The following is a 19,748-nucleotide window of genomic DNA, read 5'->3' on the forward strand; positions in this document are numbered from 1 at the left end:
TTTCTCTTCGTCATGTAAGTTGGGCATTTGTCCAATGTAATCCCCCATCAGACCGCCTATGCTGGTGCATCAGCCCAGATTGAGGCCTTCCATGAGTGTATATAATCTTGACCCCCGGCTAGCCCAAGAGATCGTCACCCGCACCATGAAGATCATTGATACCAATATTAATGTGATGGATGGTAAGGGGCGGATCATTGGCAGCGGCGATGAAGAACGCCTCGGCGAGTTACATGAAGGGGCGCTATTGTCGCTCTCTCATGGACGGATCGTCGATATTGATGAAGCGGTAGCTCGCCAGTTGCACGGCGTGAGGCCGGGGATCAACCTGCCGCTGCGCCTTGAGGGGGAGATCGTCGGGGTGATTGGTTTGACCGGCAATCCGGGCCAACTACGGCAATATGGCGAACTGGTCTGCATGGCCGCAGAGATGATGATGGAGCAGGCGCGATTAGTGCATCTGCTGGCGCAAGACAGCCGTTTACGTGAAGAGCTGGTACTCAACCTAATTCGTACTGAAGAGATATCACCCGCGCTGATTGAATGGGCGCAGCGGCTTGGGGTGGATATCAATGAGCCGCGTGTGGTGGCGGTGGTGGATGTGGACAGCGGCCAGTTGAGTGTTGACAGCGCCATGTCAGAGTTACAGGAGCTGCAAACCCTGCTGACGACACCGGAGCGTAACAACCTGATTGCGATTGTCTCCCTGACTGAAATGGTGGTGCTGAAACCGGCGCTGAACAGTCATGGCCGCTGGGATGCCATTGACCATCGGCGGCGGATGGAGTTGTTACTCTCCCGCATGACGGAGCGAGGCCGCCTGCGGGTGCGGCTCTCATTGGGGAACTTCTTTACCGGCCCCGGCAGCATTGCCCGCTCATACCGCACTGCCCGCACCACCATGGCGGTGGGCAAACAGCGGTTGCCGGAGCAACGCAGCTACTACTATCAGGATTTGGTGCTGCCGGTCCTGCTGGACAGTCTGCGGGGTGGCTGGCAAGCCAATGAGCTGGCGCTGCCGTTAGCCAAATTGCGGGCAATGGACAGCAATGGCCTGCTGCGCCGGACGTTAGCCTGCTGGTTTCGTAACAATGTACAGCCAACGGCGACGGCAAAAGCGCTATTTATTCACCGTAACACCTTGGAATATCGGCTGAATCGAATTTCTGAGCTGACGGGGTTGGATTTGGCGAACTTCGATGACCGCCTGTTGCTGTATGTGGCCTTGCAGTTGGGGGAGCAGGAATAGCGGGGTGAACAAAAAAGGCCGAGTCAGTGACCCGGCCAGAGAAGGATGCAGAAAGTGTTAGGTCACAGGTGCTGGGTTAAACACCGCCAAGGCATTGCGCAGCCCCCATTGATCTGACCAAGTGCGTTTGCGGTCACTGGCAATATCCAGAATCAATTCAAACAATTGCTGGCCGACCTCTTCGATGGTTGCATCACCAGTGGCAATGGTTCCGGCATCAATATCCATCAAATCATGCCAGCGATTAGCCAGATCAGTGCGCGTCGCCATTTTGATCACCGGTACTGCTGCTAACCCATAAGGGGTGCCGCGCCCGGTGGTGAACACCTGCACGGTAATGCCAGAGGCCAATTGTTGGGTGCCGCAGACGAAATCACTGGCGGGTGTGGCGGCAAAGATCAGCCCCCGTTTGGTCGGGCGCTGACCGGGAGAGAGCACTTCAGAAATGGCGCTGCGGCCCGATTTGGCAATCGACCCCAGTGCTTTCTCAACCACATTTGCCAGCCCGCCCTTTTTATTCCCTGGCGAAGGGTTAGCGCTGCGGTCAGTTTTACCGGTTTCGAGATAGTCATCGTACCATTTCATCTCTTCGAGCAGCCTTCTACCCACCTCTTCGTTGACGGCGCGCGGTGTTAACAAATGGATGGCATCGCGGACTTCGGTCACTTCCGAGAACATGACTGTCGCCCCGCAGCGCACCAGCAAATCGGAGGCGTAGCCCACCGCAGGGTTAGCGGTCACACCAGAGAAAGCATCACTGCCACCACACTGCATACCCACCACCAGATCAGCAGCCGGGCAGGTCTCGCGCTGGCGCAGGTTCAGGCGTTGCAGGTGCTTTTCAGCCACTTGCAGGATCTCATCGACCATTGAGCGGAAGCCCACATGTTTCTCATCCTGTAGGCGCACAATATTGCTCTCATCCAGTGAGATCACCTGCACATCCGGCGTCCCTTCCAATAGGCGTTCAGGTTGCAACTTTTCACAGCCGAGGCCCACCACCATGACTTCGCCACCAAAATTGGGATTGAGTGCCAGATTGTGAATGGTGCGAATGGGCACAACCGCCGCGGGGGCATTGATGGCAACGCCGCAGCCATAAAGGTGATTAAGTGCGACCACGCCATCGACATTTGGGTATTTCGGCAGCAGTGTGCGCTCAATGATATTGACCACATAATCGACGACGCCCGCCACACAATGGACGCTGGTGGTAATGGCAAGCAGGTTTTTGGTGCCGACACTGCCGTCCGCGTTGCGGTAGCCCTCAAAGGTGTAACCCTCCAGTGGCGGCAATGGGGCGGGGACGGCGGTGGCAAGGGGCAAGGTTTCCAGCGCGGGGGCGGCGGGTAACTCGACCAGTGATTCATCTATCCAGCCACCACGGGCAATATCACGGACGGCCAAGCCAATCACCTCGGCATAGCGAATAATCGCCCCGCCTTTTGGGATGTCAACCAAGGCGACTTTATGGCCTTGCGGGACATGCTCAATCAGTTCGAGGCCACATTTAAACCGGGTGCCAGCACAAAGCCCATTGTTATTCACCACAATGGCAACGTTATCCGCGTCCTGCACTTTAATATAAAGCGGGTTATCTACAGGACGATTACAAGTGCTCATAATATTATCCTTATAATATTTATATCGATAATATAACTGTTATTCTTCTCAATACAGCCATTGTTTATCTTGAATACGATTCGTCTTAAATTCTATTTTTATGCCACTAGGATGTTTTCAATTCCAGTCGCTTAATATCGCCGACAATAAATAAGTAGCAGAACATCGCCATCAGAGCAGAACAACCCACAAAGATTAATGCGGCATTAAAGGAGTGTAACTCCTTAACCAAGTAGCCGATAACCAAAGGGGTGACGATAGAGGCGACATTACCAAAGACGTTAAACATCCCGCCGCACAGGCCCACAATCTCTTTGGGTGCGGTATCGGCAATCACTGGCCAACCCAAGGCACCGAAACCTTTGCCGAAGAAGGCTAATGCCATCAATGCAACGACCACAAAGTCGCTGTCGACGTAGTTACACAGAATAATACTGGATGCCAACAGCATCCCTAACACGATAGGGAGTTTACGGGCGAAGGTCAGTGAATGGCCGCGCTTAATGAGTGAGTCAGAGAATACGCCGCCTAATACACCACCGGCAAACCCGCATAAGGCGGGAACAGATGCCACCATGCCCACTTTTAAAATAGACATCCCTTTATCTTGCACTAGATAAATAGGGAACCAGGTGAGGAAGAACCAGGTAATGGTATTAATAAAGTATTGCCCAAAGAAGACGCCCAACATCATTCGACTGGATAACAATTGCTTCATGTAATCTAATTTAGGACCACTTTTATGACCGTCGGGTTTCTTGTGATCCATATCAACAACGGCACCGCCTTGTTTGATGTATTCAAGCTCCGAAGCGGACATATCAGGGTGATCAGTGGGGTTATGAATAAATTTAACCCAAGCGATGGTTAATACAAAACCCAACCCGCCCATGACGGTAAATACATGCTGCCAGCCCCAAGCAAAGGTTAAATAACCTAGTAGTGGAGAGAAGATAGCCAGCGAGAAGTATTGTGCAGAGTTAAATATGGCTGATGCCGTGCCCCTCTCTTTTGTCGGGAACCAAGCCGCGACAATTCTGGCGTTAGCCGGGAAAGAGGGTGCCTCAGAAAACCCTAACATAAAGCGCATGATAAACATTGAGATAGCAGCATAAGCTATCGGGAACATGTCAACAAAGCCTTGCGTAAAGGTAAAGAGTGACCAGAAGAATAAACTGTAGGTGTAGACACGTTTGGAGCCGTAGCGGTCCAGCAGCCAGCCACCTGGTATTTGCATCAGCAGATAAGCCCAACCGAATGCAGAGAAGATATACCCCATTGCCACGGCATCTAATTGCAGCTCTTTTGCCACTTCGGTGCCCGCAATGGATAATGTTGCCCGGTCAGCATAGTTAATTGCCGTCACAATAAAGATAATCAGTAATATTATATATCGGACGTGGGTCCGTTTTTCAGGTACAGCGGCTTCCAGACTCATTTTTATACCCTCTATAAATCATTTTTTAGGCTGCCGCATTTATGTTCGTTATGAATAAGATGCAATAACCTATTTTTTTATTTGGTGTCATATAAATGCAAAATTTAATTCTAAAAATGTCTTCGTTAGCGCTGTGGTCATTATATGGATATGGGCAATAAATCGCATTGTGCATCGGCCCAAAAAAATGTGGGTAAATGATTTAATTGTTGTGTGGCTGTACAGCACAATGGGCTTAACATCACAATTCATCTTGATTTTAATAAAATTCGGCTGATATCTGGAATTAAAGTGATCTAGATCACTCTTTAATCAGTGAAACCCAGCGATTAATTAAAGGGTCAGTTCATCCTGAACAAATTAATCCCCTTTATAAAAAAGAATAAATGGGGCAATCCCCTATTTTGAATCTCTTTCTCCCCAGTTTAATACTTTTTCATTAGTGCATTTGCCAATTTAATTAACTAAAAATATCGACAATAGCCCAATTCTTTTGCATCAAAAATTAATTGTAATAATACCATATTATAGACACTATGTTTGTAAGGTTAATGAATTGGTAGAGTTGTGAAACGTTGTTGCAAATAATAACTATTTATCCGGCAATGGTATGACTTCTGGGAAGAAATAAGATGAATCCATTTATTGTTGCTGATGCCGAAAGCTGTATTGGGTGTCGGAGTTGTGAAGTGGCTTGTGTGGTGGCACATCATGAGGGCAAATTCCCTGATAAACCGGAATACTTCACGCCACGGCTTAAGGTGTTTAAGGGCCGGCAAGGTTTTAATGACCCCCATGGTGTTAATGGCACATTGAGTGCGACGGCGGTCTTTTGCCACCACTGTGAAGACGCCCCTTGTGCCAGCACTTGTCCCAATGGGGCCATTGTTGAGATGAATAACAGCATTCAGGTTATTCAGGAAAAATGTATCGGCTGTAAAACCTGCATGATTGCCTGCCCATTTGGCATGATGACGGTGGTGACTGAGACAGTCCAGCCTGCCAGCCATCGTCTGGCCGATGCTTATCAGCGTACTGAGGCCCAGAAATGCGACCTTTGTATTGACCAACCTGATGGCCCCGCCTGTATCAAAACCTGCCCAACTCAGGCGCTGACACTGGTCGATCAGCACTATCTGCTGAGTCAGCAGCGGCTAAAACGTCAGCGCACGGCGCTGAATGAGCACAATGGCCGCCTGTTTAGCAGTGCCACTTCTGCGGGTGTGACACACTCTTTCAGCCCGCTGAGCAAAAATATCCGCGATGCTGCCCCGGTCAATTTGTTACAGCGCCCACGCACCCCAAGGCGGGAGCCGAAAAAGCTCCCACTGGCGGAACGGAAAAGCAGCTTTGCTGAAATCTATCTGCCGTTCACCGACGGCCAGATCAATGAACAGGCTGAGCGCTGCTTGAATTGTGGCGATAAAACTATCTGCCAGTGGAGTTGCCCGCTACACAACGCGATTCCAAAATGGATTGCTTTGGCCCATCAAGGGCGCATCCATGAAGCGGCAGAATTATCCCATCAAACCAGCAGCTTGCCGGAGATCTGTGGCCGCGTCTGCCCACAAGATCGCCTGTGTGAGCAAGCTTGCACACTCAATGACCACGACGGTGCTGTCACCATTGGTCAGATTGAGCGGCATATCACGGAAACCGCATTAGCCACGGGTTGGCGACCCGATATGTCGCAGGTCAAACCGACAGGCAAGCGGGTGGCGATTATCGGCGCAGGGCCAGCAGGTTTAGGTTGTGCAGATATTCTGGTACGCAATGGCATCACGCCCGTGGTGTTTGACCGCTACCCCGAAATCGGCGGTTTACTGACCTTTGGTATCCCCGCATTCAAATTGGAAAAAGGGGTGATGAGCCGTCGGCGTGAGATCTTCAGCGAAATGGGGGTCGAGTTTTGCCTGAATACCGAGATTGGTCGCGATATCACCATGGAGAGCTTGCTCAGTGATTACGACGCGCTCTTTCTGGGGGTTGGCACCTACCGCTCGATGCGCTCCGGGCTGGAAAATGAAGATGCCTCAGGGGTTTACGATGCCCTGCCATTCCTGATTGGTAATACCCAACATCTGATGGGCTACACCGCCAGCAGCGATCACTCCTATGTCAGTATGGAAAACCAGTATGTCAGCATGGAAAACCAGCGGGTGGTGGTGTTGGGCGGCGGCGATACGGCGATGGATTGTGTGCGTACCTCATTGCGCCATGGGGCCGCGAATGTCATTTGCGCCTATCGTCGCGATGAAAAGAACATGCCAGGCTCCAAACGCGAGGTCAAAAATGCGCGTGAAGAGGGGGCTGAATTTATGTTCAATCTCCAGCCGCAACGGATTGAGATCGATGAACAGGGGCAGGTGACGGGCATCAAAATGGTGCGCACCGAAATGGGTCAGGCGGATGCCAAAGGGCGGCGGCAGGCGCAGCCTATCGCGGGTTCCGAACATATTATTCCTGCCGATGCGGTGATCATGGCATTTGGTTTCAGCCCACACCGCATGTCGTGGCTAGCCGAGCACAATGTGGTGCTGGATAAACAGGGGCGGGTGGTTGCGCCGACTATCTCTGGCTACCCCTATCAAACCAGTAATCCCAAGATCTTCGCCGGGGGGGACATCGTGCGCGGCGCGGACCTGATTGTGACTGCCATTGCCGAGGGACGCAAAGCGGCCGAAAGCATTGCTTATTATCTTAACGTTTTGTAGCTGATTAATGTCTTGTAGCTGGTGGTCAGGAGAGAAGATGAACCGATTTGTTATTGCCGATATGACCCAGTGCATTGGCTGCCGCACCTGTGAAATCGCTTGTGTGGTGGCCCACAGTGCAGATAAAAGGGCCAGCACTCTGACGCCGGAACAGTTCCACCCGCGTCTAAGCGTAATGAAAAGTTTTGCGGTCAGCACCCCGATTCTCTGCCATCAATGTGAGGATGCCCCCTGTGAGAACTCCTGCCCAAATGGGGCAATTGTTACTGGCGAACATGGGGTGCAGGTGTTGGCTTCGCGCTGTATCGGCTGCAAAACCTGCATGTTGGTCTGCCCATTTGGGGCGATGAATATCATTGAGCAGGCGAGCCATCACAGCCCCGTGCGGGCGCAGGCGCACAAATGTGATTTGTGCCATACGCGGGAGGCGGGTCCGGCCTGCATTGAAGTTTGCCCCACCAAAGCACTGAAACTGGTGACGCCGATGGCCTTGGAAACACTACAGCGGGAACGGCAATGGCGCGCGGCTCGTGGCGCGACATCAAGTATCACCCGTTAAATTATATGGTCATAAGCTCCTGTGGACATAAGTCCCTGTGGCCATCAGTAAGGATAAGAAAATGGACAAGATCCTCACGGTCTGCCCCTATTGTGGCTCCGGATGTAAGTTGAATTTATTGGTTGAAGGCGGCGAAATTGTCGGCGCACAGCCCGCCAATGGCGTCACTAATCAGGGCGAATTGTGCCTAAAAGGCTACTACGGCTGGGATTTTCTCAATGATACTCGTCTGCTGACCCCTCGGCTGACCGCCCCCTTATTGCGCCGTCAGCGGGGCGAGGCGTTTCAGCGCGTGAGCTGGCAAGAAGCCATTGCTTTCATTACGGCCAAACTGAAAATCATCAAAAAAGAGAGTGGGCCAGATGCCATCATGATGACTGGCTCCTCCCGTGGGCCGGGGAATGAGGCCAATTATGTGATGCAAAAGTTTGCTCGCGCCGCCATCGGCACCAACAATATCGACTGCTGCGCTCGCTTGTGCCACGGCCCCTCGGTGGCGGGATTGCAGCAAACGCTGGGTAATGGCGCGATGAGCAACTCCATCGGCGAAATCGAAAATACTGACTGCGTGTTGGTCTTTGGCTATAACGCCGCCGACTCTCACCCGATCGTCGCACGGCGGATCTTAAAGGCTAAAAGCAAGGGCGCGAAACTGATCGTCTGTGATCCACGGCACATTGAAACCGCCCGTATTGCCGATCAATGGCTGCCGCTGAATAATGGCGCGAATATGGCCTTGGTGAATGCCTTCATTTATGTGCTGATTGAAGAGAAACTCTACGACGATCACTATGTCCGCGCCCATACTCGCGGCTTTGATGAGCTGAAGGCGGGCGTGGCGGAATACCGCCCAGAAGAGGTTGAGCAGATCACCGGATTACCTGCATCAGCGGTTCGTCTGGCGATGCGCACCTATGCCGCCGCCCCGGCAGCCACCATTTTATGGGGCATGGGGGTGACGCAATGGGGGCAGGCGGTGGATGTGGTGAAAGGGCTATCTTCGCTGGCGCTATTAACGGGCAACCTCGGTCGGCCCAATGTGGGGGTCGGGCCGGTGCGCGGCCAGAATAATGTACAGGGAGCTTGTGATATGGGCGTCTTGCCCAATACCTTCCCCGGTTATGAGAAAGTCACTGACGATGCGGCCCGAGGGCGTTTTGCAGCGGCTTGGGGGGTGCCTGAGTTACCCGCCCATGTGGGCTACTCGATTACCGATGTCCCCCATAAAGTGGCGGACGGCAAGCTGAAAGCCTATTACGTCTTTGGCGAAGATCCGATTCAGACTGAGCCGGATTTAGCCGCCATGCGGGCGGCTTTTGCGGCATTGGAGCTGGTGGTAGTGCAGGATATTTTTATGACCAAAACCGCCGAGCTGGCGGATGTGGTGCTGCCCGCGACGTCGTGGGGCGAGCATGAAGGGGTCTATACCAGCGCGGATCGTGGTTTCCAGCACTTTAACAAAGCCATTGAGCCGAAAGGGGATGTGAAGCCAGATTGGGAGATCATCAGCCTCATCTCCACGGCGATGGGCTATCCGATGGCCTACCAGAACACCCAGCAAATCTGGGATGAGATGCGCAGTCTATGTCCCCCTTTTTATGGCGCGACCTACGAGAAAATGGCTGGTCTGGGCTATGTGCAATGGCCCTGCCCGAGTGAGGATCACCCCGGTACACCTTATCTCTATACTGATAGCCAGTTTGCGACCGAGGATGGCAAAGGCGTGCTGAGCTGTGCGCCGTGGCAGCCGCCCCATGAGCAGACAGACCGCGATTATCCGCTGGCACTCTGTACTGTGCGCGAAGTAGGGCACTATAGCTGCCGCTCCATGACTGGCAACTGCGCCACCCTGAAAATTTTGGCTGATGAACCGGGCTATGTTCAGATTCACCCTGATGATGCCAGTCAGTTAGACGTTATCGATCAAGCGCTGATTTGGATCGCTTCCCGACGCGGTAAGGTGATCGCGCGTGCCAGTGTGACTGAGCGGGCGAATCGCGGCGCGGTGTATATGACCTATCAGTGGTGGATTGGTGCCTGTAATGAGCTGACGGTGGACCATGTTGATCCGGTGTCAAAAACACCGGAATTCAAACACTGTGCGGTCAAAGTGGAGGCTATCGGCGATCAACGTGCAGCAGAACAGTATGTCGAGCAGCAATATCACCTGCTGAAAAAACGGTTACTTGATGCGGCGACGGTCCAGTAATGGCTGAGTTATCACGGCTGAGCTAAGCGGGCTACCGCCGCTGGTTTTGTAGATGCTGCAAGAACTCAGCGGCATCCATAAAACCGGTCACTCTGGCGGCGGTTATCTCGTTCCCCTGTGCATCGAAAAACAGGATAGTCGGTAAACCCAATACATTTAGTTTTTTCAACATCGCCGCCTGTTCGGCGCTGTTAGCTGTTACATCGGCCTGAATCAGCACTGTATCGGCTAACTGGCGCTGCACTTGATCATCACTGAAAGTGTATTTTTCAAACTCTTTGCAGGCGACACACCAGTCGGCGTACAAGTCCAGCATCACCGGCTTGCCCTCTGCTTGGGCTAATGCGGCTTGCAACTGCGGTAAATCAGCCACTGGCTTAAACGCCAAATGCTTAATCTCATGCTGTGATGTGTTGCCGTTGAAGGCCCAATCCTGTAGCGGACGGGCGGCGATCAGCAAAGCCGTCAGCAGCAACAATTGGAAGGCTCGCGCCCAACCCGAGTGGGCTTTCAGACTCAAGACAAAGGCCCAACCGAAGAAGGTGACGGCCAGCAGGCTCCATAAGCGCAAGCCCCAGACATCCCCTATCACCCTCTCCAGCAAGAAGACCGGCAGCGCCAGAATCACGAAGCCGAAAGCCTCTTTGACATACTGCATCCACGGGCCGCTGCGGGGGATCAGCTTGTTGCCGAACAGCGTCACAATCACCAGCGGAATACCCATCCCCAACGCATACAAATAAAGCGTACCGCCACCTGCCAGCATATTCCCGCTTTGTGCGATATAGAGCAGGATGGCGCTCAGCGGAGCGGTGGTGCAGGGCGAGCAAATCAGACCCGCCAGTGCGCCCATGGCAAAAACGCCCGCCAGTGAGCCGCCGCGTTGGCTGCTGCTCCACTGTACCAGCCGAGTTTGCAGTGACGAGGGCAGTTGCAGCGAATAGAGGCCAAACATGGATAGCGCCAGCAGCACGAACAGCGCCGATAGCCCAATCAACACATAAGGGTGCTGTAGCCCGGCTTGAAATTGTAAACCCGCCGCTGCTACCACCAAGCCGAGCAAGGTGTAAGTCAGAGCCATCCCTTGCACATACACCACCGCCAACAGCAGTATCCGCCGCTGGCTGTGGGGCTTCTCACGGCCAAGAATGATGGCTGAAATCAGGGGGTACATCGGCAATACGCAGGGGGTAAAGGCGATGCCGATGCCAATAAGCAGCGCCCATAATGGCGAGAAGGGCAGCTCCGCCGGAGCAGGTGTTGGCTCATTCGCCGCAGTGGGGGTGGCATCGGTGACGGGCGCGGCGGTTGCACTGGCGATGACAGCGGCAAGTGGCACTACTCGTGTTTCCGGTGGGTAGCAGAAGCCAGCCTCGGCGCAGCCCTGATAGGTCACACTGACACTCGCGCCATCACCCGCCTCTGTAATGGGGATTTTTAGTGCTAATTGCTGTTTAAAAATTGCCACTTCGCCATAGAATTCATCATGATGCGCTCTGCCTTCCGGTAGAGTAAACGCGGCAAGGGTGGCATTTTTCGGCACAATTTTTATCTGTTGGCGATACAGATAGTAGTCGGGATGGATCTGCCAACTCAGGGTGAGTTGGTCGCCTTGTTGGCGAAAATCAAAGGCAAACGCTTGATCCACCGGAATAAACCGGCTCTGGCTGCTTTTTTGACCAAAAGCGGCGTTATCACCAAAGAGTGAAGCCTGTGCGCTGTGCGGCGCGAGTAACATGCTGCACAGCAGCAGAATCAGAGTAAGGAAGCGTTGAGCCATGACAGGTAATCTTTATCTCCGTCCCGTACCGGTAACACCAGCAATTCCGGTGTTTGGTAGGGGTGATGCTGTTTGATATAACTGAGAAGTGCAGGCTGATGAGCCGTGTTGCTCTTGAACAAGAGCTGGACTTCATACTCTTGCTGGAGCTTGCCTTCCCAGTAGTAAATCGAGGTCGCACCCGGCAGTAAAGTTGCGCAGGCGGCCAGTTTCTCCCCCAGAACCTGCGCGGCTAAATCCTGCGCGCTGGCTTCATCAGGGGCGGTGCACAATACCACAATTGCATCACAAATTATTGCATCACAATCAGACATTTTAACCTCATAGGCCGGATGACGTAGATGAAGAAGTGAACACTATAACGCGAGCAGGGGCTGGTCAGAAGATGATTTATATCACAGTGGAATAGATGCGATGACGCTCGCAAATGAGAGTGGGGCGCATCGCGCGCCCCATTTACAACTGATAGATTACAGAACCAAACCGCCCATCACGAAGCCGAAACAGACGGCCAGTGCTACCCCGATGGTGCCGGGGATGAAGAATGGATGGTTAAACACGAAGCGACCAATACGTGTGGTGCCGGTATCGTCCATTTGTACTGCGGCGACCAGTGTTGGGTAGGTCGGCAGAATGAACAGGCCAGAAACTGCGGCGAAAGACGCAATGGCCGCCAGTGGTGAAACGTTCAGCGCCATTGCCATTGGCATCAATGCCTTGGCCGTCGCCGCTTGAGAGTACAACAGTGCTGAACAGAAGAAGAAGATAACCGCCAGCAACCATGAGTGAGCTTGAATCAAGCTGCCCGCCGTCTCTTTAATCCACTCCAGGTTGTGCTGCACAAAGGTATCGCCTAACCAAGCTACACCGAGGATACAGATACAGGCACTCATACCGGCTTTGAAGGTACTGGAGTTCAGGATGGAGTCAGTATCCACCGAGCAAACCAGCGTGGTGATGGTTGCCACACTCAGCATGATAATCAGGATGGCATTCGTGGTGTTCATCAGCGGTGTTGCCACCAGACCGACACTTGGGCTGTTGATGATGGCATAAGCCACCACACACAGGACGCCCGCCAAGAACAGCAGCACTGAGGTTTTAGCCCGTGGTTTGATCACTTTTACTGTGTCGCCACGTAATGTTACCAAGCCCTCTTCCAAACGTTTCAGGTAGATTGGATCATCTGACAGTTTGGAGTTAAAGCACAGAGAGACGATAAACGACATCACCAGCACTGCACACAGGGTGGATGGAATGACGATCATCAGCAGATGCAAGTAGCTGACACCGTGGCCTTCCATGACCGAAGACATGTAGACCACTGCCGCAGAAATAGGCGATGCGGTGATGGCGATTTGCGCGGAAACCACTGCGGTAGAGAGCGGGCGGCAAGGTTTGATGCCTTGTTCTTTTGCCACTTCTGCAATCACTGGCAGGGCGGATAGCGAAATGTTACCTGTCCCGGCAAAGATGGTCAGAAAATAGGTGACCAGCGGTGCAAGAATAGTGATGTGTTTTGGGTTCTTGCGCAGTAACTTTTCAGTTTGCTGTACCAGATAATCCATACCGCCTGCCACCTGCATCGCAGAGATTGCAGCAATAACGGCCATGATGATTGAAATAACGTCGAAGGGAATGCTGCCGGGTTTGACGCCAATAATCGCCAATACCAGAACACCAATCCCACCTGCAAAGCCGATACCGATACCACCTAACCTGGCCCCTAAAAAAATGGCCAGCAGAACGATGACTAATTCTACGGCTATCATAGTGTTTACTCCTTGATCCAAATGAAAAATAAAAGTTAAAGGTTTGTATTTGTCAGAAAGTAAAAAGGCACGCTGTCCAGAGGAGCATGCGTGCCTTATAGGGCTACCGGATGATTATTTTATTGTTCATTTTCATCGGTATAACGTTTCGCTTTATAGGCCGGATGCATCAGGTTCTCAACAGAGAAAATGTCGTCCAGCTCGGCTTCAGTTAATAAGCCGCGTTCCAGAACCACTTCCCGTACATTCTTACCGGTTTCCGCACAGATCTTGCCCACGATGTCGCCGTTATGGTGACCAATGAATGGGTTGAGATAGGTGACGATACCGATGGAATTAAAGACGTAACGCTCGCAAACCTCTTTGTTGGCGGTAATGCCGTTAATGCATTTTTCCAACAGGTTGTAACAAGCATTTGTCAGGATGTGGATGGACTCAAACATCGCCTGGCCAATCACTGGCTCCATCACGTTCAATTGGAGCTGACCTGCTTCGGCCGCCATAGTAATGCAAGTGTCGTTACCAATCACCTTAAAACAAACCTGGTTAACAACTTCTGGAATCACCGGGTTCACTTTTGCAGGCATGATTGAAGAACCAGCCTGCAACTCAGGCAGATTGATTTCATTCAGACCGGTACGTGGACCGGATGACAGCAGACGCAAGTCATTACAGATTTTTGACATCTTAACGGCCAGACGTTTCAGGGCGCTGTGCACCATCACATAAGCACCGCAGTCGGAGGTCGCTTCAATCAAATCCTCGGCTGGGATGCATGGCAATCCACTGATTTCAGAGAGTTTTTTGATTGCCAGCTCTGAGTAGCCTTCTGGGGTATTCAGCGCGGTACCGATAGCAGTCGCGCCGAGGTTAACTTCCAGCAGCAACTCTGCGGTACGTTGCAGGTTTTTGGTCTCTTCGTTCAACAGCACTTGGAAAGCGCGGAACTCCTGACCCAGTGTCATTGGCACTGCATCCTGTAACTGGGTGCGCCCCATTTTCAGAATTTTCTCGAATTCTTTGGATTTTCTACCGAAACCTTCGCCTAATTCATTGATCGCATCGATCAACTTCATAATGGAGGCGTAGACCGCAATGCGGAAGCCGGTTGGGTAGGCATCGTTGGTGGACTGACATTTGTTCAGATGGTCGTTAGGGTTAAGGTATTGATACTCGCCCTTTTGGTGACCCATCAGTTCCAGACCGATATTAGCCAGAACCTCGTTGGTATTCATGTTCAAAGAGGTGCCTGCACCGCCTTGGAACACGTCAACCGGGAACTGATCCATACACTTCCCTTTATCCAGAACTTCGTCACATGCCTGAATAATGATGTCAGCAATCTTACGAGGGATTGTGTGTAGCTCTTTGTTCGCCATTGCCGCCGCTTTTTTAACCATAACCATGCCGCGTACAAATTCTGGAACATCACTGATTTTACTGTTACTGATATAGAAGTTTTCAATCGCACGCAGGGTATGAACACCGTAGTAAGCCTCTGCGGGGACTTCTCGTGTACCTAACAGGTCTTCTTCAATACGAATGTTATTTGACATGAGAACCTTCTCTAATGTGCTGTCTTGTTTTGTATTTGTTAACTAAATTATGCCGCCGTGGACGCAATATGATGCCATGATGAACCTCTCATGCGGAAAGATTGACCATTCATCTTCTTGCTAACAGGATCATATGCTGCTTATCAATAAAAAGCCTTGAACTAGGATCACTATATGGTCGTAATTAATTGAGATGATCTGATATCTGTGATTTCACTCACAGTTAGACTAATTAGTAATAAAAGTATCTCATCAGCTTGAAAAGCACATCAGCGACCACCATTTCATTAGTGTCGACCCAGGTTGAAAGGGGGAGCTGACGCCTAAATCCGCAAATAAGGGGAAATAAGAGCAGAGTCAGCACCAGTTGGGTTAAGGTTTTCATGGTATCTGTCAGGCAGGGTTACCTGATGAGGGGTACTGAATGATTGGAATAAGGAGAATGCGGTGCGTTGGTTACCGTTAGCGCTGATATTTTTATTGGCATACATAGAAATATCGATATTTATCAAGGTCGCAGCTGTGTTGGGGGTCTTGGTGACCTTGCTGCTGGTGATCCTAAGCTCCTGCGTGGGGATATCTCTGGTGCGCAACCAAGGGATAAAAACTTTCATGCAGATGCAGCAAAAACTGGCGGCAGGTGAAAGCCCGGCGGCAGAGATGGTCAAGAGTGTCTCGCTGATTTTAGCGGGCTTCTTGCTGCTGATCCCCGGCTTTTTCACCGACTTCCTCGGTTTGCTGCTACTACTACCACCCATTCAAAAATCGTTGACGCTAAAACTGATGCCACATCTGAACATTTATCGTGGCAGCGGTTTTGGCACAGGCAGCGGCCCAATGGGCGGCGGAAATACCTTTGACGGCGAGTTTCAGCGTAAAGCCGATGATCGCTACACCGTAGAGCATCGTCCCGATGAGGATGATAAACCTACAGATAATCGTTTTAAAGATGATAGATAAGCGGTAGGTTTTACTAATAGCTTGTTTATTAATCATAAATTCACAGTGTTAATTTCACGGTTTTCTTTGGGTAGGGGCGAGAAAGTGGATAAAACAACCCACTTTCGGGCGAGAAAAAAATGAAATTTTTTTTGTCGTCTCCCTTGAAGCGATAGGAGGTCGCCCCCATTAAGAAAGCCACGGTATCGGTTATGAAGGCAGACCGATATTAATCCTAAATCTGATACGGACCTTCTCATAGGAGAGCTATCAATGAAAATTCGTCCATTGCATGACCGCGTTATCGTCAAGCGCAAAGAAGTTGAATCCAAATCGGCTGGCGGCATCGTTCTGACTGGCACTGCAGCGGGTAAATCTACCCGTGGTGAAGTTCTGGCAGTCGGCAATGGTCGCATCCTGGATAACGGTGAGATCAAGCCGCTGGATGTGAAAGTAGGCGACATCGTTATTTTCAACGATGGTTACGGCGTGAAGTCAGAGAAGATCGACCATGAAGAAGTGTTGATCATGTCCGAAAGCGACATTCTGGCAATTGTTGAAGCGTAATCACGCTCTCTAATCTTCTGAACTGAACGAGTTAAGGGAAATACCAATGGCAGCTAAAGACGTAAAATTCGGTAACGACGCACGCATCAAAATGCTACGCGGCGTAAACATCCTTGCTGATGCAGTGAAAGTGACCCTGGGCCCGAAAGGCCGTAACGTAGTTCTGGATAAGTCTTTCGGCTCTCCAACTATCACCAAAGACGGTGTATCAGTTGCACGTGAGATCGAACTGGAAGACAAGTTTGAGAACATGGGCGCACAGATGGTTAAAGAAGTTGCCTCTAAAGCGAATGACGCGGCGGGTGACGGTACCACTACTGCAACTGTATTGGCGCAATCCATTATCACTGAAGGTCTGAAAGCCGTTGCGGCTGGCATGAACCCAATGGACCTGAAGCGCGGTATCGACAAAGCAGTTATCGCTGCGGTTGAAGAACTGAAAAAACTGTCTGTACCTTGCTCTGATTCTAAAGCCATTGCTCAGGTGGGTACCATCTCTGCAAACTCCGACTCAACCGTGGGTGAGCTGATCGCACAAGCGATGGAGAAAGTGGGTAAAGAAGGCGTTATCACCGTTGAAGAAGGTTCTGGCCTGCAAGACGAGCTGGACGTTGTAGAAGGTATGCAGTTCGACCGTGGTTACCTGTCTCCTTACTTCATCAATAAACCAGAAACAGGTTCTATTGAACTTGAAAGCCCATTCATTCTGTTGGCTGACAAGAAAATCTCTAACATCCGCGAAATGCTGCCAGTACTGGAAGCCGTAGCGAAAGCCGGTAAACCACTGCTGATCATCGCAGAAGATGTTGAAGGCGAAGCGCTGGCGACTCTGGTCGTTAACACCATGCGCGGTATTGTGAAAGTCGCAGCTGTTAAAGCACCTGGTTTCGGTGATCGTCGTAAAGCCATGCTGCAAGACATCGCAACCCTGACTGGCGGTACTGTTATTTCTGAAGAGATCGGTCTGGAACTGGAAAAAACCACTCTGGAAGATCTGGGTCAGGCAAAACGTGTTGTTATAAACAAAGACACCACCATCATCATCGATGGCGTAGGCGACGAAGCTGCAATTCAGGGCCGTGTGACTCAGATCCGTCAGCAAATTGAAGATGCGACTTCTGACTACGACAAAGAAAAACTGCAAGAGCGTGTGGCTAAACTGGCTGGCGGCGTTGCCGTTATCAAAGTTGGCGCCGCAACTGAAGTTGAAATGAAAGAGAAGAAAGCACGCGTTGAAGATGCTCTGCACGCAACCCGCGCAGCAGTAGAAGAGGGCGTTGTTGCTGGTGGTGGTGTTGCACTGATCCGTGCGGCATCTGCTATCACTGCTTCTGGCCTGAAAGGCGACAATGAAGACCAGAACGTCGGTATCAAAGTTGCTCTGCGTGCGATGGAATCTCCACTGCGTCAGATCGTAGTTAACGCTGGTGAAGAAGCCTCAGTTATCGCGAACAACGTTAAAGCGGGTTCAGGTAGCTACGGTTACAACGCATACAGCGAAGAGTACGGCGACATGATCGCGATGGGTATCTTGGATCCAACTAAAGTGACTCGTTCTGCTCTGCAGTACGCAGCCTCTATTGCTGGCCTGATGATCACCACCGAGTGCATGATCACTGACCTGCCACGTGATGACAAAGGCGGTGATATGGGCGCTGGCGGCATGGGTGGTATGGGTGGCATGGGCGGCATGATGTAATCCTCCCCACACCTTCGTGTGCGAAAAACCCGGTCAATTTTGGCCGGGTTTTTTTATATATTTTGCTGATTGGATTATTTTTCCGCCGTTGCTTTCTGCTCGCTGGCAAAGAATAAGTATGTCGGTAGGTTAGCTTCGCGGGAGCCGATAATGGTTTCAATATTAGCGTCGGTCATTGCGCAGAAGGAAACCTCGCGGGCGTCTTTTTCCCATGCGGCTTTAATCACAGGGGTAATATCTTCAGAGTTACGATAGCTGCCATCCTTTCCCATCCATATCCGTGCTACATGTTCCCCACCACAAACAGGAGCGTTTTCCTGCGTTAGATTACCTTCATCCCAGTTAGTGGCTGTTTGATATAGATAGAGCATATGGCTATTTTCACTGGTGGTATTGCCACTGTGTAAGCGCAGAGCGATACCTGTATAAGGTGTTGCTTCCAGTGATTTCTCGTCAGGCAGCTTGAATTTGAAGTAGGTTGTTTTCTTTTGATCTGTCAGGCTGACGGTACCTTGCTGGGTGAGCATAACTTTTTCGTTGCCGAAATTGATATTGGCAAAATTACCACCGCGCGTATAGCTATCGTCGCTGACGGTTTCATGGAAGCTCGGAATGTTTTTATCACATAAAATACCGCTATTAAGACAGTTTTCAACGGAATAGTTGATCGTTTTCTCCTGCCAGCCGTTAAAGAAATCGGCATGCGCGGTATACAGACTCCCCCATTTTGGCTCAGCGCGGCCATTCACCATCGTCGGATTCATAGATAATCTGAGCGTGGACAACTCGGTCCCTGCGGGAAGACTATAGGCAACATTAAACTGCAACTGTGGGATTTTAATCGGGTAGTTTGCCGGGCAAGCACCGTCAATGTCGTGTACTGCATTACGTGGCCCATGATGTGGGGGCTTCAGGTTTTTACCATCCCAGCAGTTAGCGAAAACGTAGGCCAAATTGAATTGCGTATTTTCTCCGTCGTAGAGTGGGCATGACGTGGGAGGATTATCAGAATAGTCACCATTGTGTTGATCTGTTTTGCAAAAATAGGAAACGTTGGGTTTGGCGGTCGTGCTTTCGTGTTCCCCTATCATCAACTGTAGGCCTTTGGGGAAGGCGACTACTGGGTAGCGGGTATCAGTATTACGATAATAGGTTTTCATATGGATGGGTTTGATTATCTCGCCACTACGACTATCCATTAGCTGTGGTGCCCAGTAGGAAGATCCGTCTATCGCCGAGGTACAGGTATTATCAGGGTCGGCAAGCAGTGAATCTGCTGTCGTATAGGCGTTAGCCGTTTTGTTGCCGAAGAAATCATGCACCATGGATTCGCCGGGGCGGCCAAATGCCATCATAGGATCGTCAGGTAGTGTGTGGGACAATACGCATTCAACGTTGAACTGCCCCCATTTTTTTACTGTGGTTGATTCCTCTGCGCTAGCACCGCCGCTGAGCCCGAGAATTACACTGCCGGATAGCAGAAGTAATCCCCTCTTTGTCTGTATATTCATTTAAGGAATGTGCCTTTTACGTTGGTTTTATCCATAAAAATGGATCAAGTGAAGTCCTGAACTCTATCTTTAAGGCGACATAAAAAACTTCGGAATATTCATTAAAAGGTATTAAATTCCACTTAAATAAGG

The 19,748-nt window shown here is 51.0% G+C and carries 14 protein-coding genes; 7 read left to right on the forward strand and 7 right to left on the reverse strand.

What is annotated here, in order from left to right; all coding sequences use genetic code 11:
- Positions 1-91 precede the first annotated feature (91 nt).
- Complete coding sequence (locus HRD69_RS07570; protein WP_004873960.1) at positions 92-1,249, forward strand: CdaR family transcriptional regulator; 1,158 nt, start codon at positions 92-94, stop codon at positions 1,247-1,249.
- A 57-nt stretch (positions 1,250-1,306) separates the two neighbouring features.
- Here HRD69_RS07570 and garD read toward each other — a convergent pair whose 3' ends face one another.
- A complete protein-coding gene (gene garD / locus HRD69_RS07575) occupies positions 1,307-2,872 on the reverse strand; it encodes a galactarate dehydratase (protein ID WP_032813281.1) in 1,566 nt (521 codons plus the stop codon).
- Between the two features lie 106 nt (positions 2,873-2,978).
- Entirely contained in the window at positions 2,979-4,310 is a 1,332-nt protein-coding gene (locus HRD69_RS07580) for an MFS transporter (RefSeq protein ID WP_004873958.1), read from the reverse strand.
- A gap of 632 nt (positions 4,311-4,942) precedes the next feature.
- Here HRD69_RS07580 and aegA point away from each other — a divergent pair.
- From aegA to fdhF, 3 genes are all read left to right on the forward strand, one after another.
- Positions 4,943-7,024, forward strand: a complete 2,082-nt coding sequence (aegA, locus tag HRD69_RS07585) for a formate-dependent uric acid utilization protein AegA (protein WP_004873957.1) — start codon at positions 4,943-4,945, stop codon at positions 7,022-7,024.
- Positions 7,025-7,061: 37 nt separating this feature from the next.
- Complete coding sequence (locus HRD69_RS07590) at positions 7,062-7,583, forward strand: 4Fe-4S binding protein (protein ID WP_004873956.1); 522 nt, start codon at positions 7,062-7,064, stop codon at positions 7,581-7,583.
- A gap of 61 nt (positions 7,584-7,644) precedes the next feature.
- Positions 7,645-9,792, forward strand: a complete 2,148-nt coding sequence (gene fdhF, locus HRD69_RS07595) for a formate dehydrogenase subunit alpha (RefSeq protein ID WP_032813278.1) — start codon at positions 7,645-7,647, stop codon at positions 9,790-9,792.
- A gap of 31 nt (positions 9,793-9,823) precedes the next feature.
- On the opposite strand, the gene HRD69_RS07600 is transcribed toward fdhF, so the two are convergent.
- The 4 genes from HRD69_RS07600 to aspA form a co-directional block, all read right to left on the reverse strand.
- On the reverse strand, positions 9,824-11,572 hold the full coding sequence (locus HRD69_RS07600) for a protein-disulfide reductase DsbD (protein WP_032813277.1): 1,749 nt from the start codon (positions 11,570-11,572) through the stop codon (positions 9,824-9,826).
- A complete protein-coding gene (cutA, locus tag HRD69_RS07605; RefSeq protein ID WP_004873953.1) occupies positions 11,548-11,886 on the reverse strand; it encodes a divalent cation tolerance protein CutA in 339 nt (112 codons plus the stop codon). Before cutA ends, HRD69_RS07600 begins: the two co-directional genes overlap by 25 nt.
- Positions 11,887-12,042: 156 nt before the next feature.
- The gene (locus HRD69_RS07610) at positions 12,043-13,344 is read right to left on the reverse strand and encodes an anaerobic C4-dicarboxylate transporter (protein ID WP_004873952.1); all 1,302 of its coding nucleotides are present in this window, start codon (positions 13,342-13,344) and stop codon (positions 12,043-12,045) included.
- Between the two features lie 119 nt (positions 13,345-13,463).
- On the reverse strand, positions 13,464-14,900 hold the full coding sequence (aspA, locus tag HRD69_RS07615; protein ID WP_004873951.1) for an aspartate ammonia-lyase: 1,437 nt from the start codon (positions 14,898-14,900) through the stop codon (positions 13,464-13,466).
- Between the two features lie 447 nt (positions 14,901-15,347).
- Here aspA and HRD69_RS07620 point away from each other — a divergent pair, with 447 nt between their 5' ends.
- The 3 genes from HRD69_RS07620 (at position 15,348) to groL (ending at position 18,105) form a co-directional block, all read left to right on the forward strand.
- A complete protein-coding gene (locus HRD69_RS07620; RefSeq protein WP_032813275.1) occupies positions 15,348-15,860 on the forward strand; it encodes an FxsA family protein in 513 nt (170 codons plus the stop codon).
- Between the two features lie 252 nt (positions 15,861-16,112).
- Entirely contained in the window at positions 16,113-16,406 is a 294-nt protein-coding gene (locus HRD69_RS07625; RefSeq protein WP_004391824.1) for a co-chaperone GroES, read from the forward strand.
- A 46-nt stretch (positions 16,407-16,452) separates the two neighbouring features.
- Positions 16,453-18,105, forward strand: a complete 1,653-nt coding sequence (gene groL / locus HRD69_RS07630) for a chaperonin GroEL (RefSeq protein ID WP_032813274.1) — start codon at positions 16,453-16,455, stop codon at positions 18,103-18,105.
- A 74-nt stretch (positions 18,106-18,179) separates the two neighbouring features.
- Here groL and HRD69_RS07635 read toward each other — a convergent pair whose 3' ends face one another.
- A complete protein-coding gene (locus HRD69_RS07635) occupies positions 18,180-19,616 on the reverse strand; it encodes a DUF1996 domain-containing protein (protein WP_032813273.1) in 1,437 nt (478 codons plus the stop codon).
- Between the last annotated feature and the right edge of the window lie 132 nt (positions 19,617-19,748).

It is taken from the genome of Yersinia mollaretii ATCC 43969, from assembly GCF_013282725.1.
Classification (GTDB): Bacteria; Pseudomonadota; Gammaproteobacteria; order Enterobacterales; family Enterobacteriaceae; genus Yersinia; species Yersinia mollaretii.

Excerpts from the sequence above, each read along its gene's own strand:
- HRD69_RS07570 (WP_004873960.1), top strand. The coding sequence starts at position 92 with ATGAGTGTATATAATCTTGACCCCCGGCTAGCCCAAGAGATCGTCACC.
- garD (WP_032813281.1), bottom strand. The coding sequence starts at position 2,872 with ATGAGCACTTGTAATCGTCCTGTAGATAACCCGCTTTATATTAAAGTG.
- HRD69_RS07580 (WP_004873958.1), bottom strand. The coding sequence starts at position 4,310 with ATGAGTCTGGAAGCCGCTGTACCTGAAAAACGGACCCACGTCCGATAT.
- aegA (WP_004873957.1), top strand. The coding sequence starts at position 4,943 with ATGAATCCATTTATTGTTGCTGATGCCGAAAGCTGTATTGGGTGTCGG.
- HRD69_RS07590 (WP_004873956.1), top strand. The coding sequence starts at position 7,062 with ATGAACCGATTTGTTATTGCCGATATGACCCAGTGCATTGGCTGCCGC.
- fdhF (WP_032813278.1), top strand. The coding sequence starts at position 7,645 with ATGGACAAGATCCTCACGGTCTGCCCCTATTGTGGCTCCGGATGTAAG.
- HRD69_RS07600 (WP_032813277.1), bottom strand. The coding sequence starts at position 11,572 with ATGGCTCAACGCTTCCTTACTCTGATTCTGCTGCTGTGCAGCATGTTA.
- cutA (WP_004873953.1), bottom strand. The coding sequence starts at position 11,886 with ATGTCTGATTGTGATGCAATAATTTGTGATGCAATTGTGGTATTGTGC.
- HRD69_RS07610 (WP_004873952.1), bottom strand. The coding sequence starts at position 13,344 with ATGATAGCCGTAGAATTAGTCATCGTTCTGCTGGCCATTTTTTTAGGG.
- aspA (WP_004873951.1), bottom strand. The coding sequence starts at position 14,900 with ATGTCAAATAACATTCGTATTGAAGAAGACCTGTTAGGTACACGAGAA.
- HRD69_RS07625 (WP_004391824.1), top strand. The coding sequence starts at position 16,113 with ATGAAAATTCGTCCATTGCATGACCGCGTTATCGTCAAGCGCAAAGAA.
- groL (WP_032813274.1), top strand. The coding sequence starts at position 16,453 with ATGGCAGCTAAAGACGTAAAATTCGGTAACGACGCACGCATCAAAATG.
- HRD69_RS07635 (WP_032813273.1), bottom strand. The coding sequence starts at position 19,616 with ATGAATATACAGACAAAGAGGGGATTACTTCTGCTATCCGGCAGTGTA.